The organism is Catenuloplanes japonicus (assembly GCF_000717135.1).
Classification (GTDB): Bacteria; Actinomycetota; Actinomycetes; order Mycobacteriales; family Micromonosporaceae; genus Catenuloplanes; species Catenuloplanes japonicus.
The window spans coordinates 142678-168194 of record NZ_JNXY01000035.1 but is presented as its reverse complement, the minus strand read 5'-3'; the positions used below and the strand labels follow the sequence as shown (position 1 = coordinate 168194).

The 25517-nt window shown below is 71.9% G+C and carries 22 protein-coding genes; 11 read left to right on the top strand and 11 right to left on the bottom strand.

What is annotated here, in order from left to right:
• Window positions 1–983: 983 nt before the first annotated feature.
• The gene (locus OP04_RS39985) at window positions 984–1559 is read right to left on the bottom strand and encodes a helix-turn-helix domain-containing protein (protein WP_033345219.1); all 576 of its coding nucleotides are present in this window, start codon (window positions 1557–1559) and stop codon (window positions 984–986) included.
• A 67-nt stretch (window positions 1560–1626) separates the two neighbouring features.
• Here OP04_RS39985 and OP04_RS39980 point away from each other — a divergent pair, with 67 nt between their 5' ends.
• The gene (locus OP04_RS39980; RefSeq protein ID WP_033345218.1) at window positions 1627–2244 is read left to right on the top strand and encodes an SAM-dependent methyltransferase; all 618 of its coding nucleotides are present in this window, start codon (window positions 1627–1629) and stop codon (window positions 2242–2244) included.
• Window positions 2241–2729: a DinB family protein gene (locus OP04_RS39975; RefSeq protein ID WP_033345158.1), complete on the top strand. Its 489-nt coding sequence runs from the start codon at window positions 2241–2243 to the stop codon at window positions 2727–2729. Before OP04_RS39980 ends, OP04_RS39975 begins: the two co-directional genes overlap by 4 nt.
• A 4-nt stretch (window positions 2730–2733) precedes the next feature.
• Here the strand turns inward: OP04_RS39975 and OP04_RS39970 are convergent, their stop codons facing one another.
• Window positions 2734–4302: a metallophosphoesterase family protein gene (locus OP04_RS39970; protein ID WP_033345157.1), complete on the bottom strand. Its 1569-nt coding sequence runs from the start codon at window positions 4300–4302 to the stop codon at window positions 2734–2736.
• Window positions 4303–4500: 198 nt separating this feature from the next.
• A complete protein-coding gene (ggt, locus tag OP04_RS39965) occupies window positions 4501–6246 on the bottom strand; it encodes a gamma-glutamyltransferase (protein ID WP_051799812.1) in 1746 nt (581 codons plus the stop codon).
• Between the two features lie 216 nt (window positions 6247–6462).
• Between ggt and OP04_RS39960 the strand changes: the two genes are divergently transcribed.
• Entirely contained in the window at window positions 6463–6732 is a 270-nt protein-coding gene (locus OP04_RS39960) for a hypothetical protein (RefSeq protein ID WP_051799803.1), read from the top strand.
• Window positions 6733–6740: 8 nt separating this feature from the next.
• On the opposite strand, the gene OP04_RS50635 is transcribed toward OP04_RS39960, so the two are convergent.
• Window positions 6741–8522, bottom strand: coding sequence for a serine/threonine protein kinase (locus tag OP04_RS50635; RefSeq protein WP_232323915.1), 1782 nt, complete (start codon window positions 8520–8522; stop codon window positions 6741–6743).
• Window positions 8523–8863: 341 nt separating this feature from the next.
• On the opposite strand from OP04_RS50635, the gene OP04_RS39950 reads away from it, so the two are divergent.
• Window positions 8864–10387: an SLC13 family permease gene (locus OP04_RS39950; RefSeq protein ID WP_033345214.1), complete on the top strand. Its 1524-nt coding sequence runs from the start codon at window positions 8864–8866 to the stop codon at window positions 10385–10387.
• A gap of 7 nt (window positions 10388–10394) precedes the next feature.
• Here the strand turns inward: OP04_RS39950 and OP04_RS39945 are convergent, their stop codons facing one another.
• The gene (locus OP04_RS39945) at window positions 10395–10886 is read right to left on the bottom strand and encodes an MmpS family transport accessory protein (RefSeq protein ID WP_033345156.1); all 492 of its coding nucleotides are present in this window, start codon (window positions 10884–10886) and stop codon (window positions 10395–10397) included.
• A 155-nt stretch (window positions 10887–11041) separates the two neighbouring features.
• On the opposite strand from OP04_RS39945, the gene OP04_RS39940 reads away from it, so the two are divergent.
• Window positions 11042–11941: an SPFH domain-containing protein gene (locus OP04_RS39940; RefSeq protein ID WP_051799801.1), complete on the top strand. Its 900-nt coding sequence runs from the start codon at window positions 11042–11044 to the stop codon at window positions 11939–11941.
• A 26-nt stretch (window positions 11942–11967) separates the two neighbouring features.
• Here the strand turns inward: OP04_RS39940 and OP04_RS39935 are convergent, their stop codons facing one another.
• Window positions 11968–14727 (bottom strand): penicillin acylase family protein, encoded by a 2760-nt coding sequence (locus tag OP04_RS39935; RefSeq protein WP_085067147.1) that lies wholly within the window; start codon window positions 14725–14727, stop codon window positions 11968–11970.
• 183 nt (window positions 14728–14910) lie between these two features.
• On the opposite strand from OP04_RS39935, the gene OP04_RS39930 reads away from it, so the two are divergent.
• Window positions 14911–15777 carry a hypothetical protein gene (locus OP04_RS39930; RefSeq protein ID WP_157240999.1) on the top strand — a complete coding sequence of 289 codons (867 nt, stop codon included), beginning with the start codon at window positions 14911–14913 and terminating at the stop codon, window positions 15775–15777.
• A gap of 23 nt (window positions 15778–15800) precedes the next feature.
• On the opposite strand, the gene OP04_RS39925 is transcribed toward OP04_RS39930, so the two are convergent.
• Together OP04_RS39925 and OP04_RS39920 are read right to left on the bottom strand one after the other, a co-directional pair.
• Entirely contained in the window at window positions 15801–16181 is a 381-nt protein-coding gene (locus tag OP04_RS39925) for a VOC family protein (protein WP_033345154.1), read from the bottom strand.
• Window positions 16182–16285: 104 nt separating this feature from the next.
• Window positions 16286–17383 (bottom strand): thiamine pyrophosphate-dependent dehydrogenase E1 component subunit alpha, encoded by a 1098-nt coding sequence (locus tag OP04_RS39920; protein ID WP_408606841.1) that lies wholly within the window; start codon window positions 17381–17383, stop codon window positions 16286–16288.
• A 180-nt stretch (window positions 17384–17563) separates the two neighbouring features.
• Here OP04_RS39920 and OP04_RS39915 point away from each other — a divergent pair, with 180 nt between their 5' ends.
• The 3 genes from OP04_RS39915 (at window position 17564) to OP04_RS54035 (ending at window position 19618) form a co-directional block, all read left to right on the top strand.
• Window positions 17564–18112: a general stress protein gene (locus tag OP04_RS39915; RefSeq protein WP_033345153.1), complete on the top strand. Its 549-nt coding sequence runs from the start codon at window positions 17564–17566 to the stop codon at window positions 18110–18112.
• 101 nt (window positions 18113–18213) lie between these two features.
• Window positions 18214–19428 carry a hypothetical protein gene (locus OP04_RS39910; protein ID WP_033345152.1) on the top strand — a complete coding sequence of 405 codons (1215 nt, stop codon included), beginning with the start codon at window positions 18214–18216 and terminating at the stop codon, window positions 19426–19428.
• 52 nt (window positions 19429–19480) lie between these two features.
• Entirely contained in the window at window positions 19481–19618 is a 138-nt protein-coding gene (locus tag OP04_RS54035; RefSeq protein WP_157240997.1) for a hypothetical protein, read from the top strand.
• Between the two features lie 395 nt (window positions 19619–20013).
• Here OP04_RS54035 and OP04_RS39905 read toward each other — a convergent pair whose 3' ends face one another.
• The gene (locus OP04_RS39905; protein ID WP_033345151.1) at window positions 20014–20799 is read right to left on the bottom strand and encodes an NAD(P)H-binding protein; all 786 of its coding nucleotides are present in this window, start codon (window positions 20797–20799) and stop codon (window positions 20014–20016) included.
• A 290-nt stretch (window positions 20800–21089) separates the two neighbouring features.
• Here OP04_RS39905 and OP04_RS50630 point away from each other — a divergent pair, with 290 nt between their 5' ends.
• Window positions 21090–23141: a protein kinase domain-containing protein gene (locus OP04_RS50630; RefSeq protein WP_085067145.1), complete on the top strand. Its 2052-nt coding sequence runs from the start codon at window positions 21090–21092 to the stop codon at window positions 23139–23141.
• A gap of 72 nt (window positions 23142–23213) precedes the next feature.
• The gene (locus tag OP04_RS39895; RefSeq protein WP_051799799.1) at window positions 23214–24419 is read left to right on the top strand and encodes an LCP family protein; all 1206 of its coding nucleotides are present in this window, start codon (window positions 23214–23216) and stop codon (window positions 24417–24419) included.
• Here OP04_RS39895 and OP04_RS39890 read toward each other — a convergent pair.
• Together OP04_RS39890 and OP04_RS39885 are read right to left on the bottom strand one after the other, a co-directional pair.
• Window positions 24416–24934, bottom strand: a complete 519-nt coding sequence (locus OP04_RS39890; RefSeq protein ID WP_085067144.1) for an RICIN domain-containing protein — start codon at window positions 24932–24934, stop codon at window positions 24416–24418. The two genes, OP04_RS39895 and OP04_RS39890, sit on opposite strands and share 4 nt — an antisense overlap.
• A gap of 67 nt (window positions 24935–25001) precedes the next feature.
• A complete protein-coding gene (locus OP04_RS39885; RefSeq protein ID WP_033345150.1) occupies window positions 25002–25445 on the bottom strand; it encodes an Lrp/AsnC family transcriptional regulator in 444 nt (147 codons plus the stop codon).
• Between the last annotated feature and the right edge of the window lie 72 nt (window positions 25446–25517).

Sequence of the window (25517 nt, the reverse complement as noted above, 5' to 3'; positions counted from 1 at the left end):
GGGCAGTGGTTTTGCGGGGTGCGCTGTTGAGGTTTGAGCGCACGGGTAGATCGAGGGTTGCTGGCTTGGTCGCACACGGCGGTGCTGTAGCGCTGTGGTACAGGGATTGTCTGTGGACCGATTTAGAGCTTTCGGGGTCAGGTGAGTTCGTCGGTTGCGTCCCGGCCTGCTATGTGCCGAAATTTCGGGCGCGGAGCGCCCGTTGATCACGCGCCGAACACCTTTCTGGGCTTCGGATTTCGGCGGCTGACCTTGCGATCTCTGTAGATGGATAGCCCGTGGTTCGAGAAGGAAAATGTTGAGATATCGGGCGCGCGGTGCCCGATCCTCGCCTGTTTTCCTCACGCACAGCCACCTCCGCCCGCGCGACGCATCCGCCGAGCGCAGCCTAGGAACGCGGCGTGTCTTGCGTGCGCATCCCAGGAATGTGGCGCATCTTCGTGTGCGCATCCCAGGAGTGCGGCGCGTCTTTGCGAGCGCGGCTAGGAGCGCGGCGCGTCTTCGCGTGCGGAGCACGGTTTTTGATCTCGGTTGTGGACCACGCACGAAGGTGACCGCCTGGCTGCCCCGTATGCCGTCGACCCGCCCGCAGGGGTGCAGATCATCGGCAGGGCCGCCACCAACGCACCGCCGGCAAGCCTGGAATCGTGAGTGGCCTCCGGACCACGACGAACCCGAACCGGATCACCCAGCGCGACCAGAAGACCCGTAAGCAGCCGGCCTGCCGCCGCGCGACAGACCAAAGCTGGCGGCCCTGCCGATGATCTGCTCGGCTTGTCCCGGGTCGATGGCATACGGGGCAGCCAGGCCGTACGAAACCCAGCCACCCACGGGAATCGGGCAGTGTAGTTGAAGTGGCCTTTCCGCTGCCCCGGTGTCGCTTGGCTCCCCCCGGAGGGCCGCCGGAGGCAGAGACGCCGGAGGCAAAGTCGCAGGCGGCAGAAGCAGGACCCGACCCCGAAGCCCCACCGAGCAAGCGGACTTCAACGCCCGCCAGCTATATGCGCCCGTTCCCCTTGAGGTCCGAACAGAGTGAGCAGTTCCGCCGGCCGTTCGTCCGCGCTGCCGATCCAGTGCGGCACTCGCGTGTCGAACTCCGCCGCCTCCCCCTCACCCAACTGGAACTCCTGCTCCCCGAGCACGAAGCGAACCCGCCCGTTGAGGACGTAGAACCATTCGTACCCATCATGGGTTTGAAGATCCAGAGTCGCCGACCTTGCCGCCGGCGGATAAATCACCTTATATGCCTGCACCCCACCCGGCCGCCTGGTCAACGGCACCACTGTCACGCCGAACCGCCGTACCGGCCGCAGATGAATGCGCGGATCCCCGGTGGGCGGCGCGGCCACCAGGTCGTCGAGCGGCACGTCATGCGCTCGGGCCAGCGGCAGAAGCTGCTCCAGCGTCGGCCGGAGCCTGCCGTTCTCCAGCCGCGACAGTGTGCTCGCGGTCAGCCCGGTCTCCGCCGCCAGCACCTCCAGCGTGACCCCGCGGGTCCGGCGCAGCGCGCGCAGGCGCGGGCCGACGGCGGCCAGCACGTCGTTCTCGGCGTCTCCCATGACGGCAATCTTGCGGATCCGCAAGATTTCTTGCAAGGAGGGAAGCCCGGTCGTGATGCTGGGCGGCATGAACACGAGCACACCGGCCTCATTCTGGGAACAGCACTACCGCACGCGGCGCACCTGGGGCGGGCGGGCGAATCCGCTGCTCGTCGAGGTTGCCACGCCGCTGAGGCCGGGGTTGGCGCTCGACCTGGGCTGCGGGGCGGGCGGCGACACGATCTGGCTCGCGGAGCGCGGGTGGCACGTCACGGCGGTCGACATCGCGCATGCGGCGGTCGACGGGCTGCGGGCGCACGCGGCCGGCGCCGGTCTCGGGGAGCGGGTCACGACCGCGCGGCACGACCTGGCGGAGAGCTTCCCGGCGGGGGAGTTCGATCTGATCTCGGCGCAGTACTTCCAGACGCCGTTCGCGCTGCCCCGGGCACGGGTGCTGCGCACGGCGGCGGAGGCGTTGCGACCCGGCGGGCTGCTGCTGGTCGTCGATCACGGTTCCGCGGCGCCCTGGTCGTGGAACCAGGACCCGGACACGCACCATGCGACGCCGGAGGAGGTCGCGGCCGAGATCGGCCTGGACCCGGCGGAGTGGTCGATCCTGCGTGCGGACACGCCGCGGCGCCGGGCGACCGGACCGGGCGGCCGGACCGCGACCGTCACCGACAACGTGCTGCTGGTGACCCGGTGAGCCCGCGCAAGCGAGGGGACCTCGGGCCGGGCTGGACCGAACCGGGCGAGGCGGCCACCCTGCGGGGCTTCCTGGACTACCCGCGCAACGCCGTGATCGAGAAGGTGGCGGGCGTGCCGGAGCCGCAGGTGCGCACGGCCGGCGTGCCGTCCGGCACGAACCTGCTCGGGCTGGTCAAGCACCTGACGGCGGTCGAGCGGTTCTACTTCCTCGGCACGCCGATCGCGAACCTTCGCGGCACGTTCCGACCGGCGAAGGACGAGACCGTGGACGGGCTGATCGCGGACTACCGGCGGGCGATCGCGGACGCGAACGACGCCATCGCCACCTGGACGGACCTGAGCCTGCCCGCGCCCCGCCCGCCCGGCCGCGGCCTGCCGCCCACGAAACGGTGGGTGCTCACCCACATGATCGAGGAGACCGGCCGGCACGCCGGCCACGCGGACATCCTGCGCGAGCTGATCGACGGCGCGACCGGCCGCTGACCCGTCACAGCGGGAACTCGTCGAACAGGACCACGTCGCCGCCGGCGGCGGTGTCGTAGCGGTAGGAGCGGACCATGCCGGCGGCGGAGTCCAGCAGCGTGAACGCGGTGATCTCGTTGCTGGCCACGAACGGCAGCGGCGTGCCCTCCGCGTCGGTCAGCGGCGCCACGGTCGGCAGGATCGGCTCCAGACCGCCCGGGTCGCCCTGCAGCACGTAGTCCGGGCCGTCCGGTGCGAGCCGGAAGCGGCCGGACAGCTTGTGGTAGGCGCCCCACGTGTTGCCCACGTTGGACGTCTCCAGCCAGTTGACGCCGGCCTCGTCGCGGAACCGGGCCCACACGTGCGAGTGGCCGTTGAGGACCAGGTTCACGTAGTACGCGGAGAAGACCGGCGCCAGGTCGCGCAGGATGTGGTCGTCGGCCAGCGGATACTCGTACCGGACCGCGTCGTCCGTGATCACCGGCACCGGGTCGGTGTACGCGGGAACCGAGTTGAACCCGAGCCCGTGGCTGGGGTGGTGGAACATCACCACGCGGTAGGTGGCGTTCCGCGCCTCCTCGGACGCGAGCGCGGACACCAGGAACGCGTACTGCGGCGACCCCTTGCCGATCGGTGTGAAGATGAACCGGCCGTGCCCCCACCGCTCGGGCGCGTCCCGGTCCTCCGGCCGCTCGCCGTAGGTGCCGCGCGTGCCGGGGCGCTCCGGCCGCCAGATCTCCGTGCCGAACAGTGACACCACGAACACGTCGCCGATCGTGCGCGCCCACCAGCGCGGGCCGCCGGTCGGGCTGGCCGGGACCGGGAACATCGCCTCGTACGTGCTCAGGTCCCAGTCGCCCGGCACCGCGTCCTCGAACTGGAACTCCAGCGACGACGCCGTGGACCAGCGCCCGATCACCTCGTGGTTGCCGATCGTGGGGTAGAGCGGCGCGGACGAGATGATCGGCGCGCCGGTGAACGTGCGCCCGGCCGCGGTCCACGAGGCCCGCCCGCCGAAACCGGCGAAGAACGCGCGCCCGTTCGTGTGGTCGAACCAGTCGCTGGCCCGGTCCACCACGTTGATCATGTCGCCGGCGAAGAGCACGCCGTTCAGCTCGCCCGCGGTCTCCGCGGCCAGCTCCAGGTTGGCCGGGACCATCGGGCCGAGCTGGTGGTCGCTGGTGAGCAGCAGCTGCACCGGGGTGCCGGCCGGGAGCGCGCCGCGCAGCGTGTGGGCGCCGGAGAGCGCGATGCCGCCGTCGCCGGAGACCGAGACCACGCGGTACGGCGTCCGCGCGTCCGGCAGCCCGTCGACGACCGCGAGCTGGCGGTGCACCGGCCGGGCCACCACGCCGTCGTACGGCCCGCCGGGCGCCCGGGACTCCGCGTCCTCCCGCATCCGGCTCAGCGGCAGCGTCTCCGCCCGCACCACGCGAACGCCGGGCACCCCGCCCTCGAGCGCGGCGGCGAGGTCGGCGGGGGAGAACGCACCGAGCAGCACCGCGTTGACCATGCCCGGCGACGCGGTGTGCCAGACGACGGTGACGGAGCCGGGCTGGGGATCGAGCAGGTACGGCTCGCAGAGCAGGTGCATGGCTCAAGGCTAGGGAGCAGCGGCGCGGTACGTATCCGATCAGTGACCAGACGCACACATCCAGGCATCGAAAAAGGGTTGACCACCCACGGGGGAAGGTGGTCAACCCTTTTCTGCGCTCAGCGTACGACTCTTACGCCAGGAACGCCAGGCCCGAATGTCGCGGTCTGTCGCACCGGCCGGACACCCGGGCGTCGCCTACCGTCCGGTGCGGACCACCCCGGCGGCCCCGGTGCCCCGCCGAACCGGCTCTGCCACGGCCGTGAGCTGCCCGTTCCGCCCGAATTCGATGCCGGTCGCGGCCCCGATCTCCGCCGTGGACACGAAGGCCGGCTGGCCGAGCGCGGTCAGATCCGCGCCGTACGCGGCGATGAACGCGGGCTCGGCCTGCGGCGCCGCGGAGTTGCGCTGCGACGCGCGCGGGGCGGCCAGCGCCTGCGGCAGCGTCATGCCCAGGTCGATCCGGTTGACCAGGATCTGCAGCACCGTGGTGATGATGGTGGCGCCACCGGGCGAACCGACCGCCACGAACGGCTTACCGTCCTTGAGCACGATCGTCGGCGACATGGAGCTGCGCGGCCGCTTGCCGGGGCCGGGCAGGTTCGGGTCCGCGGCCGTACCCTGCGTGGGCGTGAAGTTGAAGTCGGTCAGCTCGTTGTTCAGCAGGATGCCACGACCCGGCACCACGATCCCGGCGCCGCCGATCTGCTCGATGGTGAACGTGAACGACACCACGTTGCCCCACTTGTCGGCCACGGTCAGGTGGGTGGTGCTGATGCTCTGGTCCGTGTCCGGCACGCCCGCGGCCGCGGCGGCACAGCCGGTGTAGCGCCCGTCCGGGTTGCCCGGCGCGACCGGCTTGGGCAGCGCGGCGGTCGGGCTGATCTGGCACCGGCGCTCGGCGGCGAACCGGTCGTTCAGCAGCTCGTCCAGCACCGATCGGCGCGTGTAGTCGCCGACGTAGCGGTTCCGGTCCGCGAACGCGAGCGCGGACGCCTCCAGGTAGCGGTGCAGCGCGTCCGCGTCGTCCAGCGCGCCCAGGTCGTACCCCTCCAGGATGTTGAGCGCCTCGCCCACGGCGGCGCCGCCGCTGGACGGCGTGGCCATGCCGTAGACGTCCAGCCCCCGGTAGCCCGCGCGGGTCGGCGCCGGGAACCGGGCCTGGTAGCGGTCCAGGTCGCGGACGGTCAGGCCGCCCGGCCGGATCGGGTGCGCCCAGGTGCCGATCGGGGTGTCCGAGACCGGCGGGTGCTGCACGGCCGCGGCGATGTCCCGGGCCACCGCGCCGGAGTAGAAGACGTCGGTGCCCTTCTTCGCGATCAGCCGGTACGTGTCCGCGAGATCCGGGTTCCGGAACGTGGAGCCGACCGCGGGCGGCGCGCCGCCGGGCAGGTAGAGCTCCGACGACGAGTCGAACTGCCCGAAGATCGCCGCGTTCGCCGCGACCTGCGCGTTGAACGTGGCGTCCACGGTGAAGCCCCGGTCGGCCACGTCCGCGGCCGGGCGCAGCAGCTCGCCGAGCGGCCGGCTGCCCCACCTGTCGGCCGCGGCCTCCCAGGTCGCGAGCGTGCCGGGGACGCCGACGGACAGGCCGCTGACCCGGGCCGCGTTGAAGTCCAGCGCGGTGCCGTCCGCGTTCTGGAACGAGTTCTCCCGCAGGGACGCGGGTGCGGCCTCCCGGCCGTCGATCGTGTGCACCTTCCGGGTGCGCGCGTCGTAGTAGACGAAGAACCCGCCGCCGCCGATGCCGGCCGAGAACGGCTCCGTCACCCCGATCGTCGCCGCGGCCGCGATCGCGGCGTCGACCGCGTTGCCACCGTTGCGCAGCACCTCCAGGCCGACCGCGGTGACGGTCGGGTCGACCGAGGCGACCGCGCCGCCGTACCCGGTGGCGGTGGGTGCGATCTGGGGTTTATAGGCCGAAGCCGGCGTTGCGCTGATCATGGTGGCGGCTAGTGTGGTGGCGGTCAGTGCCGCGAGCGTGGTGCGGCGATGCTTCACAGTGGCCCTCCGAGATCGACGAATGTCAGATCAGGACTACCGCTCTCCACCCCGTCATGCAAGCGCACACGCGACGCACGGGAGCGGTTCGGTTGCCGCTCGGTTGTAACGGCCCGCGGCATCTTCCCTGGCCGCACCCTGTTTCCTACCGTCGAGGACATGCGCGACAACGAAAAGGTGCGGTTCGACCCCGCCGCCCCCGACATCCGCCCGGTCGGCTGGCAGGTGCAGATGCGGATCGACTGGGTGGTGACCCAGGTGATGGCCACCCACCGCGGCCTGCCGGAGGAGGCGGTCCGCACCGAGCTGGCCCAGCGCCTGCGCGGCATGGGCGCGGCCGCGGGGCAGCGCCAGGTCGACAACTACGCGCGGGCGATCTCCGCCATGCCGCAGCTCCCGTCGACCGGCACCGCCACCGACTTCCACTGAACCACCGGTCAGCGCGTGGACCGGACCGTGATGTCCTTCAGCCGTACCGTGTAGGGCGGCGGGTTCTTCTGGGCGTCGCCGGACGAGCCGAGCGTGACCTTGCCGGAGGACGGGCGTCCCGGCCAGTCGATCACCGCGACCTGCGCGGAGTCGCGCCACAGCGTGACCCGGTCGCCGCCGATCAGGATCGTCAGCCGGAAGGACGTGCCGAGCGCGACCGGGCTCGGCAGGGACTTCGTGCCGATCACGGTCTTTGCGCCGCCGATCGGCTGCCGCTCCAGGCGGAACTCGTTCTGGCAGGCGTGCAGCACGTAGCCGTCCGGGTCGTTCATCAGGAACCAGATCGACGCGCATGCGCCCGGCGTGACCAGCGTGGTGGTGACCGAGATCTGCTGCTCGCCGCCGAACACGTCCTGCGGCCCGGTGCACTTGAACCAGCCGTCGGACAGCATGCTGATCGACATCTGGCCGCCGCTGTTCGCGCAGTCACCGCCGAACCCGCTGTTCGCGGGCCACTTCGCACCGGAGGACAACGGATCCGTCAGCTCCTGGCCGCCGTCGCCGATGGCCAGCGGTACCGGGGCCGCGTCGCCGGTGCCGGTCTCCGCGCCGGGCTCGCCGTCCTCGGCCGTGCCGTCCTCGGGGCCCGCGCTCGGGCCGTCGACGCCGGCCCGGTCGACGCCGCCCGGACCGTCCGGCCCGGCCGAGGCGAACCGGTCCATCACCACCGGGATGCCGATCGCCGCGGCCAGCACCACGGCCGTCACCACGCCGGCCAGCGTCGCTATCAGCCCGGTGCGCTTGCGTGCCGGCCGGACCGGCGCCGGGGCCGCGGCGGCGACCGGGACCGCCTTCTCCGCCGCGGCGGACTCCATCAGCGCGACCATCTCCGGCGGCGGCAGCTCGTCCGTGGCCTCGCCGGAGCCGTCCAGCAGCATGTCGAGCAGCTTGCGCGCGGTCGGCCGGTCGGCCGGCTTCTTCGCCAGCGCCGCGGCCACCACCTTGCGCAGCTCCGGGGTCAGACCCTCCAGGTCCGGCTCCTCCGAGATGATGCGCATCGCGGTCAGCGGCATCGACGCGTCCTGGAACGGCGTCCGCCCGGTGCCCGCGTACATCACCACGACGCCCCAGGCGAAGATGTCCGCCTTCGGGGTGGTCTGCACCTTCGACGCGGTGTCCAGGCGCTCCGGCGGCATGTAGGCGACCGTGCCCAGCATCTCGTGCGTCTTCGTGACGTGGCTGGTCGCGTCCGTCGCCCGTGCGATGCCGAAGTCGATCACCTTCGGGCTGCCCGGCGGCAGCAGCACGTTGCGCGGCTTCAGGTCACGGTGGACCACGCCGGCGCCGTGGATCGCGACCAGCGCGGTCGCCATGCCGATCGCCAGCCCGTGCAGGTTCGCCGAGCTGAGCGGGCCCTGCTCCTCGACCACGTCGGCCAGGCTCGGCCCGTCCACGAACTCGACCACCAGGTAGGGGTACTCGTGGTCGGGGTCCGCGTCCAGCACCTCCGCGGTGCAGAACGGCGGCACCTGCTTGGCCCGGTTCACCTCGCTGCGGAACCGCCGCCGGAAGTCCGGCTGCGCCGCCAGGTCGGCCCGGATCACCTTGACCGCGACCTGCCGCCCCTCGTCCTCCGCGAGGTAGACGGTGCCCATCCCGCCCTCGCCCAGACGCCCCTTGATCTGGTATTTACCCAGCTCAGTGGGGTCGAGCGAATGCAACGGGGAGATCTTGGCACCGCGCGAGACGTCCGCCGCGCCCTCGTCGGGCGCAACTCGAGGCGATTTCACTCGGGACAAGTTACTAGGTGGCCCTGGTAATCAGTCCGCCCAGTGCCCCCTTTCGGCCACTATCGACGGAACCCGGCCGTCCACAGTCCCCGCCCCCGGTCACCGCCCACCCGGCCGGGTGCATTCCCGCCGCTTGCCGGAAATGCACCCTGACCAGCAAAAGCAGGGTCAAAATTCCGATATGCCCGCTTCCGCCGGGGCCGGGTTCCGCGTGCTCCCGCGGGCTGCGGCATCCGTGGCCGCAAGGTCAAAACCTGTGTCGCAGCTCCCGCGTGAGGAAAGGCTCGCGCGGGTAATCCGGGCGACGGCGGTTTTTCGGATCACGGTTTCGGGTGGGCGTCATGGACACGATAGTGGCGCTGCTGGTGCTGGCGGTCGTGCTCGCGTTCGCGGTGGCCCGCCCACGCGGGCTCCCCGAGGCGACCGCGGCCGTGCCCGCCGCGCTGCTGGTGGTGCTGACCGGCCTGGTCGGGCGGCGGGCGGCCTGGGACGAGGTCGTGGAGCTGGGCCCGACCGTGGCGTTCCTGGCCGCGGTGCTGGTGCTGTCCGCGCTCGCGGACGAGGCCGGCGTGTTCGCCTGGGCGGGCCGGATCGCGGCCGCACGCGGGAAGGGCTCGCCCGCGCGGCTGCTCGGCATCGTGTTCGTGCTGGCGTCGCTGGTCACGGCCGTGCTCAGCCTGGACGCGACCGTGGTGCTGCTCACGCCGGTGGTGCTCCGGACCGCCCGCGCGATGCGCGCGCCCACCTCGCCGCACGTCTACGCCTGCGCCCACCTGGCCAACTCGGCGTCGCTGCTGCTGCCGGTCTCCAACCTGACGAACCTGCTGGCGTTCGCGGCCAGCGGCCTGACGTTCGCGAGCTTCGCGGGCCTGATGGCGCTGCCCTGGCTGGTGGTCATCGCGGCCGAGTACGTCATCTTCCGGCTCTTCTTCGCGAAGGATCTGCGCACGCTCGCGGCGGTGGACGGCGCCGGGCCCGGCGCGTCGCAGGCCGTTCCGGCGCCGGTCGTCGCCCCGGCCGTCCCCGTGCCGCCGCCGGCAGCCGCGCCGGCGTCTCCCGCCGTTCCCGCGGTGTCTCCGGCCGTTCCCGCGGTGTCTCCGGCCGTTCCCGCGGTGTCTCCGGCCGTTCCCGCGGTGTCTCCGGCCGTTCCCGCGACGGGGGATCCGGCGGCCGTGCCGGGCGCGTTCGCACCGGAAGCGGCACGCGGGCCGGACGTCGCCGCCACCTCCGGCGCGCGCTCCACGGTGGACACGCCCGCCGCGCCGCGCCCGCCCGGCGTGGCGCTGGCCGTGCTGGCCGCCACGCTGATCGGGTTCCCGGTGGGCGAGGTGTTCGGGGTGCATCCGGGGTGGGTCGCGGCGCTGGGCGCGCTCGTGCTGGCCGTACCCCGGATGTGGCGGGCCCCGCTCGACGAGGGCCGTCGGCTGCTCCGGGCCGTACACCCGGCGTTCCTGATCTTCGTTCCCACGCTCGGGATCGTGGTGCTGGCCGTGCGCGACTCCGGCTTCGGCACAGTGGTCGGCCACCTGGTGCCGGACCGTGCCACGCTGCCCGGCCTGCTGGCCGCGGCCGCGCTGGCCGCGCTGCTGGCGAACCTGCTCAACAACCTGCCGGCCACGCTGATGCTGGTGCCGCTGACCGCCGGGAACCCGGGCCTGACGCTGGCCGTGCTGCTCGGCGTGAACCTCGGCCCGAACCTGACCTACGTCGGCTCGCTGGCGACGCTGCTCTGGCGGCAGGTGCTGCACGCGCACGACCACCGGCCGGGCAACCGGCGCTTCATGCGGCTCGGCGTGATCACGGTGCCGGTCACGATCGTGGCCGGCACCGTGGCACTGTGGATCTCGCTGCGCATCGCCGGATAGCGTGCGCTCAGAGGTCCTTGTTCGTCCACTCGCAGCTGGCGACGCCGCCGGTCTGCGCGCCGGCCTGCGCGGTGAGGACCGAGACACCGTCGACGAAGATCTCGCAGGAGAGATCGTCCGTGTCCCGGGACATCGCGATCAGCGAGATGCGGGACACCGTGCCGGCCGGGTCCGCGGTCCGCTGCCAGGGCAGGGTCGCGGCGTCGTCCTCCGTCTCCACCCGGTTGATCGCGTAGGAGATCTGGGCCGCCACGCCCGCCTTGCCGGTCACCCGCAGCGTGATCCCGTCCGAGACCGGGGTGGTCAGGATGCCGGCGTGGCCGTCCGTGGCGGCACCGGCGCTGCCGGCCGGGGAGGTCGTGGCGGACGTCACGGGCGCCACGTCGGTGGCGCCGGCCGGGGAGGCGGTGGCCTTCTCGGGCGTGCCGCACCCGGAGGTGGCGAGCACGAGGAGCGCGGCGGCGGTGGCGAGGAGGGGGAGACGACTGTTGCGGGTCAACGCGACACTCTTTCACTAGGAGGGATGCTCCGAGCGTGACCGAATTGCCGAGTGAAACCTAATTTCTCCCTATGTGCTCCCGGTCATATCCCGCATACCCGGCGTTGACGCTGCTTCCTACGCTTCGTTCAACGATGGAACAAAGGGAGGGGACCATGCGACGGACGGTGGCGGTGACGGCGGCAGCGGTGCTGATGGTGCCGATGCTGACGGGGTGCTCGACGGTGAGCACGGAGTCGGACCAGGTGGCGCTGCACTACGACGCCGGCGCGTTCTCCAGCACCACCTATCAGGAGTGCGTGACGGAGAACAACCGGACCTGGGACGGACCGGGCGAGAAGTACTACAAGTACCCGGCCGGCCAGCGGAACTTCGACTTCATGGGCGGCGACGACGCGGAGAGCAACCCGTACACCGTGGTGTCCAAGGACAACCAGGAGCTGACCGTCTCCGGCGGGCTCACGTTCCACCTGGACACGTCCTGCGACCCGGACGGTGGCATGCTCCGCGACTTCCACGAGGAGATCGGCCTCAAGTTCCAGCCCACGATGGACGGTGACGGCCAGACTACGGACACCTGGCTGGAGATGCTGCGGTTCTACATCGGACAGCCGTTGAACAAGGCGCTGGCCACGGAGGCGCAGAAGTACGACTGGCTCGCGCTCTACAACGACCCGAACACGCGCGCGCAGTTCGAGGCCGCGATCAACGCGAACCTGGGCAACGCGGTGATGGCCACGACCGGCGGCAAGGCGTACTTCGTGCAGTTCAACCTCACGCTGCAGAAGCCGGCGCCGCGCAAGGAGCTGGTCGACGGCCTGGCCGCGGTGCAGGTGGCGATCACCGAGCGTGAGGCGGTCAAGGAGCAGAACGCGACCGTCGAGGAGAAGCTCAAGCAGATCGAGGCGCTGGTCAAGGTGCTCGGCCCGGACGGCTACATCCTCTACGACGTGATGCAGCGCTGTCTCGGCACCGAGCCGCCCAAGGGCTGCCCGACGTTCCTGCCGGTGCCGCCGGGCGGGGACGTGCAGGTCCCCGCGCCGGCGGGCGGCTAGGCCGCGATCGTTCCCGGCGGGGTGGGCTACGGCCGTCCCGCCGGGAACGACACCACCTGCTGGTACGTCGGCCGGTTCTGCCACGCGATCAGGTCGTGCCCGATCCCGCCGAGCGGGGACTGGACGATCGCGTCCGCGCACCACTGGTTCCCGGCCGCGCAGTGGTCGTCGCCCGGATAGGTGGTCGCGGCCGGCTGGGCCACCGCGGCCGCGAGGCTGTCCAGCAGCACGGTCCGGCAGGCCGCCACCGCGCCCGCGCCGCAGTACGTGCGCGGCCAGCCGCTCACGTTCTCGCCGAGCGCGGCGCGCAGGTCCTTCTCCACCCAGCCCCACCAGCCGTACTGGAACGACGAGCCCTTGTGCGCCTGGGCCTCGTTCGCGGAGCCGGGCAGCTGCGACACCGGGCCGGTCTGGCCGCCGCTCGGCGACTCGTTGATCTGCAACGTGTTCACCAGCGACTGGAACAGCGGGTCGCCGAGCTGCGGCCGGAACTGCGCGGTGACCAGCAGCGGCCACCAGGCGTCCAGGATCCGGATGGCGTCCGCGTGCGCGTACACCTTGGAGCCCTTCGCGGTCTCCTTCCGATGGGCGCCGCCGGCCTGCCACGCGCGCAGCTTGGTCACCGCGGACTGCAGCGCCGGATCGGTGATCGCGGCCGTGTCCAGCACGCGCAGCAGGTCGTCGAGCACCTCCGCGCCGCGCAGGTCCACCAGGCCCGCGTCCTGCACGATCGCGGTCAGCGCGGCCCGGTCGAGCTTCCGGCCGGCCGTGACCGCGGCGCGCAGCGGCCTGTCCAGCAGTTCGGCGCGGTGCACGGACGAGAACGAGAAGTTGCCGTCCGCGGCCTGGTAGTTCGCGGCCTGCCGGTTGTTCCAGCTGACGAAGTAGTCCTGGTTGACCGCCTTCGGTGTGGCGGAGACCGGCAGGTAGGACGCGGTGTTCGTGTCCGGGTTCCAGCCCTGCCACTCGTACGCGGTGCGGGTCGGCAGGTTCGGGTCCGCGCCCGGGTGGCGCACCGGTAGCGCGCCGGAGGTCAGGTACGCCGTGTCGCGCGAGTTGACGTAGAACCAGTTGAACGCGAACGGGATCTGCGCGGCCGAGTTCTGGAAGGCCGCGGCCGTACCCATCTGGTCGGGTTCGTTGAACATCTGGAACCCGATGGCGGAGTCGGCCTCGTGGCGGTAGGTCGACCGCAGCGAGGTGAACGCGGTGGGCACGCCGCCGACCGTCCCGCGCCACGTCACCAGCCCGTACCTGGTGCGCTGCACGGTCAGCCGGTACGACCCGGCCGGCGTCGCGTCCGCCGTGCTGGGCGTCCACGCGTTCGTCCTGGTCAGCGCCTCCATCGCGACGCACTGGCCGCGGAACAGGTAGTACGCGGAGTCCGGGCTCACCGCGCCGCCGCCCGGGTTGCAGAGCTGCGCGGCGAACGTGTCCGTGATGTCCTGGACCGCCGATGTGGCGCTCCACGCGTAATCGGGCCCGCGCCCGATCAGCGTGTAGAGGTTCAGGCCGGCGAACGCGATGCCCCGGCTGCTGATCCCGGGCCCCTGCAGCTCCTGCAGCATGAGCAGCTGCGGCGCGAAGTAGCCGGTCTGCGGCCCGAACACGGCGACCGGATGACCGGTGGCGGAGTGCGCGGCGGAGACCACGGCCGCGTTCGACATGCCGCGGTGCGCGCCGCCGGCCAGCGAGCCGAGCGCGGCGGAGAGACCGGTCTCGGCAGGTGCGGCACCCGTCTGGTCGTGGACCAGCGGGGCCGGGACCGGGTTCGGGTCCGGCATGGCCACGCCGGCCGCGTCCGGGTTGCCGGCGCCGTACGGGAACGACTGCCCGTTGTGCAGCGTCAGCACGGTCTCCGGATCATTGGCGGACCGGAACTGCTGCCACACCGCGTCGCCCGCCGTGGTGCCGTACGTGGCCCGCGCCGCGATCCGGACCAGCGCGGACTGCATCTCGAAGCCCCCGCCGCCGCCGAACAGCCCGCCGATCACGCCCGCGACCGCGATCAGGTCGTTGACCACGAACGGCTCCGGCCCGCCCGCGTTCGTGATCGCATCGAGGTGCCCGGTCAGCACGTATTCGCCCGGACAGTCCCGCGCACTCATACATGCCGAAATATAGGCATTTATGCCTGCGATGTAGGAGACGACGTCGTCGTAGAGCGTCTGGCCCCGCGCCGATGATGCGCGCAGCGCGGTGACCTGCGCGGTCAGGTCGGCCTCCGTGTACGGCGACGTGCGCCAGACGCTCTGCTCCAGCTCACGGTTCCCCTCCGCGCCGCCGGCGAACGGCGTCAGCTGCCCGCGCGCGACCCGCCGCAGCAGGTCCATCAGGAAGAGCCGGTCCTCCGCGCCCGCATATCCGGCGCCGAACATGGTCCCGGCCCGCGTGGTGCCGGTGACGTGCGGGATGCCGAGCGCCCGGTCACGCACGATCGTCACGTCGGACCGCGGCGAGTACGTGCGCTCGGCCTGGCCCGCGCTCACGCCGTACGACGCGTCGTTGAAGAAGGTGTTGATCTGCTGCCCGGTCAGGCCGGTGTACGAGTAGGCCAGGTTCGCGTACTTCGCGAGCTGGTCGGCCGAGTGCGGCGGCATGGTGCCGAACGCCTGGTGGCTGAGGATCTGCAGGAGGTCGGCGTCACCGTTCTGCCCCGGCGGCAGGACGTCGGAACATTCGCCGGCGCAGTAGTCGGTGGCGGCGACGACAGCAGCGGCCGCCGGCTGCGGAACCGGTAGCAGAAGGAGGGTGAGAACGGCGGGGATGACGAGGCGTCGGCGCATGGGACCTGGCCCTTCACTAACGCGAATATGGTTCGCGTATAGTAGAACGTCGATCTTTTCAGGAAAACCCTCCGCCCGGGGATTTTCGCGCCGATACTCCGGACGCGCCGCTCACGGACGAGCGGCGGGGCGAGCCCGGGGATCCACGGACTCGCCCGTCCGGTGACGCACGGAGGCGGCGCGATGGCAGGTCGGTGGAGAACGAAGCTGGCCTCGGCCGCGCTGGCGCTGGCCGTCGCCGCGGTCCCGATCGCCGCACCCCGGATGACCGGCGTCGGCACGCCGCAGACCGGCGCCGGCGCCCGCGCCATGTGGCTGTGGAGCCGCACCGAGGCCGCGGAGGTCGTGCCGTGGGCGGCCGCGCACGGCGTCACCGAGCTGTTCGCCTACGTGGAGACGAACGTCGCCGCCACGCCGCAGCTGGCCCGGCTCGCCGAGATCCGCCGGCGCGCGGACGCGGCCGGCATCCGGCTGATCGCGCTGAACGGCGAGCCGGACTGGGTGAACGACCCGGCCCAGGCCGTCGCCTGGCGTCGGGCGGTCACCGCCACCGGCCTCTTCGCCGGCCTGCACGTGGACGTGGAGCCGCACGTCCTGCCGGACTGGGAGGCCGGCCGTGCCACGCTCGGCGCCCGCTACCTGTCCATGCTGGACCGGCTGCGCGACGGTGCCACGCTGCCGATCGAGGCGGACGTGGCGTTCTGGTACGGCGAGGTCAGCGTGACCGGCGGCGGCAATCTCGCGGCCGGGATCCTGGACCGGGTCGACGCGGTCACCGTGATGAGCTACCGGGACACCGCCACCGGGCCGAACTCGATGTACGAGATCAGCCGCGACTGGCTGGCCCGCGGCGCGCAGACCGGCCGGAAGGTCCGGCTCGGCGCGGAGACCGCCCCGCTCGGCGACTGCGCGCACTGCACGTTCGCCGAGGAGGGCGCCACCGTGCTCGGCACCCGGCTCGGCGCGCTGGACACGGCCGCGGCGGGCGACGAGGCCTACAACGGCGTCTCCGTCCAGCACTACTCCAGCTGGCGCGAGCTGGGCGCCTAGACGTCCGTGTCCCCCCGGCCTGCCTATCCAAGATCGACAGTGCCGGTGTCCACCACGCAGAAGCGGTTGCCCTCGGTGTCCGCCAGCACCGCGAAGTCCGGCTCGCCCGGCCGCCGGTCCCAGCTCACGAACACGCCGCCGATCGAGATCAGCCGGGTGATCTCCGCGGCCTGCTCCGCCGCGCCGTCCGTGAACAGGTCCACGTGCGCGCGCGGCCGCTCCTCCGCGACCGAGGAGTTGAGCGTGAGCACCAGTGGCGTACCCGGCCCGTCCTCCGGCACCAGCACCACCCAGTCGTCCCGCTCCTCGGCCGCGCTGATCAGGTAGCCGAGCGCCTCGGCCCAGAATCGGACCGCCCGAGGCAGGTCGGAGACGCCGAGCACGATCGCACCAATCCGAAGCATCGCGAGATCGTCTCAGCTCGTCGGGGTTTGCGCTGCTCAGAGCGGCCGTCTTGTCGGGAATCAGGCACGGCGCGTGGGCGATTTACCCGATCAGTGCCCGGGTGTCACGCCTGGAACGAGGCCCGGTAGTCCTCGAATCGGGTGCGCTGCCGCTCCACCAGCGGCGAGCCGTGCGGGTAGACGTGGTCGAAGATCGCGGCATGTCCCCGATCCGGCAGGTTCAGCACCCGTTCGCGCAGCTCGACCGCGATGTGCCGGGCCTCCTCCTCGATCTTCATGACGTAGTCCTCGTCCGCGATGCCCTGGTTGCGAAGGAACGTCGCCAGCCGCGCGATCGGGTCCCGGGCCGCCCACGACGCCTCCTCCGCGGCCGGCCGGTAGCGCGACGGGTCGTCCGACGTGGTGTGCGCGCCCCGCCGGTAGGTGTACGCCTCGATCAGCGTCGGTCCCTCGCCCCGTCGCGCCCGGTCCAGCGCGTGCCGCGTCACCGCGTAGCTGGCCAGCACGTCGTTGCCGTCCACCCGCAGCCCGGGGAAGCCGAAGCCGGCCGCGCGCCGGAAGATCGGTGCCCGTGACTGCCGCTCCGGTCCCGCACTGATCGCGAACTGGTTGTTCTGGCAGAAGAACACGATCGGCGCCTGGTGCACGCCGGCCCAGACGAACGCCTCGTTCACGTCGCCCTGCGCGGTTGCGCCGTCGCCGAAGTAGGCGATCACCGCCTCGTCGCCGTTCGTGCGCCCGGCCCGGCGGTCCATGGCCACGCCCATGGCGTACCCCGTGGCATGCAGGGTGTGTGCGCCCACGACCAGCGTGTAGGTGTGTGTGCGGTGCACCGCCGGATCCCACGCCCCGTGGTCGATGCCGCGGAACAGCCCGAACGGGAGCAGCGGGTCCAGGCCACGGGCGAGCAGCACGCCGTGCTCGCGGTAGCTGGGGAAGGCCATGTCCCGAGGCTGCAGCGCCCGGCCGGAGCCGATCTGTGCCGCCTCCTGCCCGTAGAGGCTGGCCCACAGCGCCATCTCGCCCTGCCGTTGCAGCGCCACACCCTCCGCGTCCAATCGGCGGGCCAGCACCATATCGCGGTAAAAAATGCGATATTCCTCGTCGGAAAAATCGGCGGAATAGTCCACACCGTCCGCCCCGGCCGACGTCTCGATGCGTTCGCCGTCCGGTGTCAAGAGCTGCACGAATGCATCGCTCATGTTCATCCCTCCGCTGGATCCCTCTGGACGGATCTTGAGGTGCCCAGATTCTCGCAGGCAGGGACCGATGTCCCCGGTGACCCGGCACACAACGAATTCACATCGATACGGAGACGGCGCCACGCTGTTAGACGGGTAATCCGTTCGGGTATTGCGGGATCCTCACCATGGAGGCACACGATGTCCGTTCCTGATTCCGGCACGCCCATCCCGCCCGGCCCCACCGGCAAGGTGCCGGCCACGCCGCCCGGCGGGCTCGGTCTCGGCGAGACCGGCACGTCGGTCACGGTCGCGAGCTACCCCGACTACCAGTCCGCCCAGCGCGCGGTCGACTACCTCTCCGACAACCAGTTCCCGGTCGAGAAGACCGCGATCATCGGCACCGACCTGCGCCTGGTCGAGAACGTGCTCGGCCGCCTCACCACCGGCCGCGCCGCGCTCGCCGGCCTGGCCAGCGGCGCCTACTTCGGATTCTTCATCGGACTGCTGCTCGGCCTGTTCACCGACGGCGGCTGGCTCGGCATCATGCTCGTGGCCATCGTGATCGGCGGCATCTGGGGCGCGGTCTTCGGCGCCATCGCCCACGCGCTCACCGGCGGTCGCCGCGACTTCACGTCCCGCAGCACGCTCCAGGCCGGCCAGTACGCGGTCACCGCCGCGCCCGACGTCGCCGAGCAGGCCCGGCAACTTCTCGTCCGGCTGAACTGGCAGGCCAGCGGCGCCTCCTGAGATTCACTCCCGTTCGTTCCATCACAGAGGAGGTTGGCTCCCGGCCGGTGGGTATGTCCTTCCGGGGACGTCCGACGCGAGGGAGGGGCACGGGCCACGGAATGACCAAGGACCACAAAGACAGGGACGACCGCCGGATCTGGTCGAAGATCGACATGGTCAAGCTGTCCGCCGGAACGCTCGCCGCCGTCTCCTCCGCGGTCTGCGCGTCCTGGCTGGGCGTCACCGGCACGATCGTGGGGGCCGCGCTCGCCAGCGTGGTCGCCACGATCGGCCAGGAGCTCTACGCCCACTCCCTCACACACGCCCACAAACGCCTCCAGGGGGTACGCCTGGAGCAGGCCCTCGCCGCCGTCGGCGCGACCGGCCGCCCGCCACTCTGGGCCGCGTCCTCACGGGCCGGCCCCTCGCGGGCCGCCCCTTCACAGGGCGCTCCTTCACGGGGCGCTCCCTCACGGGGTGGCGACGAGACGGTGCCGCGGGACGACGCTTCCGCTGCCGGCGGTGCCGCGGCGATGGCGTCGGCCGGCCTGGGTTTCCCGGACACGGATTCCCGCTCCCGCGACGCGGCGGATGTCCGTTCCCGCGACGCGGCGGGGGATTCCGGCGCTCGCGACGCGGTGCCGGGCTTCCGCTCTCACGACCCGGCGCCGGACCCGGACGCCGCCGACGACGCGGGCGGGGCTTTCGCGGTCGTCGACCGCCGGGCCGCGAGCCGCGCTCTGTCGGGGGACACGGCTTCCGGCGGCGCGGGTTCGTCCGGCGCGGCTTCGGACCGGACGGCTCGGAACGGGACCGCTTCGGACGGTGCGGCTTCGGACCGGACCGACGGTGACGTCGCGACGGCCGCCGGCGGGCGTTTCGCCGACCGGGCGGACGACGACGAGCCGGTCATCGGCCGCCGCGCCCACTGGATGCGGCTCGGCCTGGCCACGGTCGCGATGTTCGTCCTCGCGATGCTGGCGATCACCGCGTTCGAACTGATCGCCGGCGACTCGCTGGCCGGTCTGTTCGGCGACGGTTCCGCCGGCGCGACCACGGTCCCGTTCCTGAGCGGCGACGGCGACCCGGACCCGGCGTTCACCCCGGCGCCGCCGGTCGAGACGCTGCCCGCCGACCCGGCCACCACCGCCCCGGCAGGCACGCCCGAGCCCACGGCCCCGGCCGGGACGCCGGCCGCCACCGACCCGGTCCCGACCACCGGCACCGACCCCCAGCCGGACCTGGACCCGACCGGCGACCCGGCCACCCCGCCCGGCGACGCGGAGGCCCCGGCCGCCGACGCCCCGGCCGCAGGCGAGGGCCCGATCGGCTGACCCCGCAAGCCTCGTCCAGAGATCAGGGCGTCACCCATGTCGTTCCAGCGACATGAGTGACGCCCTGATCGTGGATACCGGCGCGGCGCACGTCGGTGACGTCGCGCTACTGAGTGCTCCTGCCCGGCAGGCGCAGGCACTCGCCGCTCACCCGCGTGCGGTGGGCGACGCCTCGCAGACGCGCTACTGAGGGCTCCTGTCCAGCCGGCGCAGGCACTCGCTGCTCACCCGCGTGCGGTGGCCGACGCCTCGCAGACGTGAAAATCCTTCAGCCACGGGCGGCGGCGGGGCCTGTTTCCCGGTCCGCTCTCGGCGTCGAGATCCGGGGCCCGTCGCGATCAACCGGGCACTCCGTGCCCGAAATTTCGGGAAATAGTGGCCTGGCGGGTATGGCATCCCCATCCTGATGCCGAGGGCTGACCGGGAAACAGGCCCCACCGCGAACCACATCCGAAGGATTTTCACGCCCGCGAGGCGTCACCCGAAGATGCCAGAAGGACTGACCGGAAAAATAGGCGCCGCCGCGGCCCGAAGCTGAAGAATTTTCACGCCCGCGAGGCGTCACCCCGAAGGTGTCAGGAGGACTCAGTACATGCGTACCCGCCGGGCCGGACGACCGGTCAAACTCTCGACCGTGGTGGTGACGGTGCCGTAGCGGCCGTCGCGGATCGCACGGCCGAACTCGACCAGCGCGTCCGCGGCCGGCCCGCTCAGGTGCGCACGGTAGGCGTCGTCGCTCAGCCGTTCCACGGTGACGTCCGGTCCGGCCAGCGCGGCCAGCGCGTCCGCGTCCAGCGCCTCCGGGCCGGTCACGTCCAGCACCTGCCCGTCCGGGACGTCCTCGGCCGAGACCACGGCCGCGGCAGCGGCCGCGCAGTCGTCCCGCCGCACGAACGCCACCGCGCCGTCGCCGCTGTTCGTCACGTACCGTCGCGTGGTTCTGGCTTCGGCGATCATGCTCTCGACACCCTCGGCGTAGATGCCGCTGCGCAGGATCGTCCACCCCGGCCCGGCCGCGCGCAGATGCGCCTCGGTGGCCCGGTGCGCCGCGTTCAGCATCTCCGGCGGCCCGTCGCAGCCGGTCAGTGACGTGTAGACCAGATGGCGTACCCCCGAGGCCCTCGCCGCGTCGATGGCCGCCACGTGCTGCCGGACGCGCCGCCGCGGATCCCACGCATCCGTGCTGACCAGCAGCACCCGGTCCAGCCCCGCGAACGCCGCGCCCAGCCCCTCCGGCTCGTCGAAGTCCGCCCGCCGCTCCCCGTCCGCCGGCGTCCTGCTGAGCGCCGTGACCTCATGCCCCGCCGCCGTCAGCACCCCGATCGCCGCCCGCGCCAGCGCCCCCGACGCCCCGGTGACCCCGATCCGCATCCCCGCACCCCTCGCCGAATCTCCGCTTCCGGCCCACAGTCCGCCACACCCGCCCCCACCCGGGCAACCGCTTATCCCACCCGTGCGACGCCCACGCTCCCGGCGTCCGGCCCGGCGGTCGAGCCGGCGACTGCTCCGGCGGTGGGTCACCGAGCAAAAGGGACGGTCCGGCCTGGAAGGATGCCGGAAGCGGGGCCGCGCGGCCCGCGGCGGCCGTCTGCGCGCGATAGCATCCACGTCTCTTGCCGCGCGGGGCCCTCCGGCCTCCTGACAATCGGAATCCGTCGCTCATGGAACTACAGCAGGAAGACCCCCGGCAGCTCGGTGAGTACGAGGTGGTGCGCCGTCTCGGATCCGGGGGAATGGGCGTCGTGTTCCTCGCGCGGGCCGCCTCGGGACGGCAGGTCGCGATCAAGCTGGTGCACGCGGAGCTGGCCCGGGATCCGGAGTTCCGCAGCCGGTTCCGGGGCGAGGTCGAGCGCGCGCGGCAGGTGCCGCCGTTCTGCACGGCCGAGGTGATCGACGCGGACACCGACGCGGCCCGGCCGTACCTGGTGGTCGAGTACGTGGAGGGTCCCAGCCTGGCCGAGGAGGTCAAGGCGCGCGGGCCGCTGTCCGCGTCGAACCTGCATGCGGTGGCGATCGGGATCGCGACCGCGCTCACCGCGATCCACGAGGCCGGCGTCATCCACCGCGATCTGAAGCCGGGCAACGTGCTGCTCGCGCCGGGCAGCCCCAAGGTGATCGACTTCGGGATCTCGCGGGCGCTGGAGGAGCTGCCGGGCCAGGACACCCGCAGCGGCCAGTTCGTCGGCACGGTCGGCTACATGGCGCCGGAGCGGTTCGAGGGCGCGGTGATCACGCCGGCCGCGGACATCTTCGCCTGGGGCTGCGTGGTCGCCTACGCAGGCACGGGCCGCGCACCGTTCGACGCGAACACGTCGGTGGCCACGCTGGCCCGCATCCTGACCAAGCCGCCGGAGCTGGACGGGTTGCCGGTCGGCCCGCTGCGCACGCTGGTCGAGCGCGCACTGGCCGCGGATCCGGCGCAGCGTCCCACCGCACGGGAGTTGCATGGCGCGCTACTGAGCGGCGGATCGGTCCGGACGGCCCCGCCACAGGCCGCCGCGCCGGCCGCCGCAACGGTCGTCGCGCCGCAGGCGGGAATGCCCACCGCGCCGCAGGCGGGAATGCCCACCGCGCCGCAGGCGGGTGTCCCTACCGCCCCGCAGGCAGGCATACCCGCGGCGCCGCAGGACACCACGCTGATCGTCGGCGCGCCCGCGGCAGCGAGCGCGGGCGCGACCGCCGCGGCACACGCGGGCGCCCCTTTCGCACCCGGCATCGGACCGGCCGCCGCGTCCGATCCGAGCCCGCCGCCCGGCACGCCGGCCGCGTCGCATCCGGGCCCGGCTTTCCCGCCGCCCGTCTCGCATCCGGGCCCGGCACCCGCCGCCGCGCCGCCCGCAGGCCCGGCACCCAGCGCATCGCCGCTGTCGATCGGCGCCCGCATCCGCTACCGCCCCAAGCGCTGGACCGCCGTCGCCGTGCTCGGCGGCGTGCTCACCCTGGCGCTGATCGGCAGCGCGGGCGTCGTCGCCTACCGCAACGCCACGGCCGCGGAGGAGACCGGCGCCATCGACAAGACCTCGGGGGAGTCCGTCGACACCGGCTACGGCCTGCCGGAGAACGCGCCCGCGGCGCCGGACGTCACGCCGAGCGCGACCCCCACCGGCACGCCCTCGGCGGCGCCCTCCTCGGCCGCGCCGAAGCAGAGCAAGAGCGCGACCCCGCCGAAGAGCACGCAGCCGGCCGGGCGCAAGAACCAGCCGGTGGTCAAGGGCAAGGACCGGAACGGCGTCGCGGCGTACGGCCCGTACTTCCTCTACAACATGGCCACCCACCTGTGCGCCGACCTGTTCGGCGACTACGGCGGCAAGCCCGAGGAGCCGGTGAAGCAGGACATCTGCATCAAGGCCGCGGAGAACAACCAGGAGTGGCTGTTCGTCCCGCGCGGCACGGACTCGGCCGGCAACCAGCTCTACTGGGTGCGCAACATCGACGACAACCTGTGCCTGGACGTGCCCGGTGCCGGCGCGGTCCCGGCGGCCACCGCGGTCACCGAGATGGACTGCTACCCGCAGGACAACCAGGACTATCGCCTGGAGCCGCAGACCACCCGGGACGGCTGGGAGAACTACCGCGTGGTGAACGCGTCGTCCGGCCTGTGCCTGGACGTCTACGGCGTGGCCGACCCGGCCCAGGCGATCGCGCTCACGCTCGCGAACTGCTCCTCCGGTGACGATCACGAGTGGGCCCTGGTCGAAAAGTCCGAATGGTAGGCACATGATCTGAACCCGAGGTCGTCGGCGCGCGTGATCGTCAGTAATGACGGCCGTGGGCGAGGAGCGCGTGTGAGACGACGGAGCAGGAGGAATCGGGGCTGGGGACGCCGGAGACCACCCTGGGGCCGGATCCTCGCCGGCACCGGCGCGGCCGTCCTGCTGCTCGGCGGCGGCGCGGTGGTCGGCGGCCGCATGCTGCTGACCGCCGCGACCGGCACCGTGACCCGCCAGGACCTGCTCGGTGACGCACGGAAGGAGCGGGAGCGCGTCGATGTCGACGGCGCGAAGAACATCCTGCTGGTCGGCCTGGACACGCGCCCGGGGCAGGACTCGGACGAGCTGACCCGCTCCGATTCGATCATCATTCTGCACATCCCGGCCGCGCACGACCGCGCCTACCTGGTGTCGCTGCCGCGGGACACGCTGGTGGAGATCCCGGAGTACGACAACGGCGAGGTGCCGTTCGCGGGCGGCGAGCACAAGATCAATGCGGCGTTCGCGTTCGGCAGCCAGGGCCTGACCGGGCCGGAGGCGCTGTCCGGCGGGTTCGAGCTGCTGGCCACGACCGTGCGGGACACCACCGGCATCGTGCCGGACGCCGGCGCGATCATCGACTTCGACGGCTTCCGGGACGTGGTGGAGGCGCTCGGCGAGGTCTGCATGTACGTGGACGGCGAGGTCACGTCGATCCACGTCGGCACGAACGACCGCACCGGGAGACCGGCCGCGCCCTACGTCGTGAACCCGGACGGCACGATCCGCGCCAAGGTCCGGGGCGTGACGCCGAACGTGTACGAGAAGGGCGAGCAGTGCTTCACGCCCGAGGAGGCGCTGGACTTCGTCCGGCAGCGCGACCTGCTGGAGACGAACGACTTCGACTACGGCCGCCAGCGCCACCAGCAGCAGTTCATGAAGGCCGTGCTCAAGGGCGTGCTGGACGAGGAGGCGACCCGGCTCCCGTCCCTGCTGGCCGCCGTCGGCAGCACGATGACGGTTGACGACGGCGGCATTCCGCTGGAGGACTGGATCTTCGCGATGCGCGGGATCCGTTCGGACGCGCTGACCACGCTCAAGACGAACGACGGCACGTTCAATACCGAGAACGTCGCGGGCGTCGGCAGTGCGGAGATTCTGGACGACACCTCGATGGCGATGCTCGACGCCATCGCGGAGGACGACGTCGCCGCATTCATCGCCGAGAACCCGGAGACCGTGAATACGGACACCGTGAATACGGACACCGGCAACCCCGGCGATCCGGGAGAAGCGGATTAGGAGACCGTCACGAACCACTGCTGATTGAGGTCCTCGGACGTGTGCCAGTCGCCCCAGGTCTGCACCTCGGTGCCGTTCTGGAAGAGCACGTTCCGGTCCGCGTCGAGGACCCGCCCGGTCGCCACGCTGACCAGCATGATGCGCTCGCCGTCCACCATCTCGGTCTGCCACTGCTGCTGCGCCGCGCCGGAGCAGTCCCAGAGCCGGACCCGGGTGCCCGGCCAGGCCGAGGTCTGGGTGTCCGAGTCCAGGCACCGCCCGGAGGCCTTGTTGCGGATCGTTTCGCCGTCCGCGTACCAGAGCTGGTTGTCGCCGGTGTGGCAGTCCCACAACTGCAGTCGCGTGCCGTTGTGCGCGAGCATGTTCTTGTCCGCGTCGACGCATTTCCCGTTGTACGCGTTGTGCAGCTGGAAATAGGTGGGCGCTGCCTGAGCGGGTGAGGATGGTGCGAGAAAGACACCGGCAAGCGAGACGGATGCGGCCAGGAGAAGGGTAGAATTCGCAATTCTCGTCATGTCGGAAGGCTACCGGCGCAATGGTGCGGCAATTCCTCAAATAGACGAATCCACACGCGACTCATGATCAAGGATTGGCGACCGGTGTGAGCGGCCGCCACTCCAGCGGCGTGGAGAGGATCATCGTGCTGGACGGCGGCCCGTACGGCCCGAGCCGGTCGATCACCCGCTCGAACGCGCCCATCGACGCGGCCGCGACGCGCAGCATGCAGCAGGTGTCGCCGGTGACGCGGTGGATCTGCAGGATCTCCGGCCAGGCCGCCACGTCCGGGTCGCGCAGCACGCAGGCCGGGCCGTAACAGGACATCCGGATCAGCGCGAGCACGGTCCGCCCGGCGCGGGCCGGGTCGACGTGCGCGTGGTAACCGGTGATCACGCCGGACTCCTCCAGCCGCCGCACCCGCTCGGCCACGGCCGGCGCGGAGAGATGCACGCGCCGGGACAGCTCGGAGTAGGACAGCCGCGCGTCCACCTGCAGCTCCGCGAGGAGCGCCCAGTCCATGTCGTCCATCACAGATTTTCCGTTCGTAAAGCCACGACGGGAATTACCTGTCGAACGAAAAGTAGAACAGTGCAGGACCCG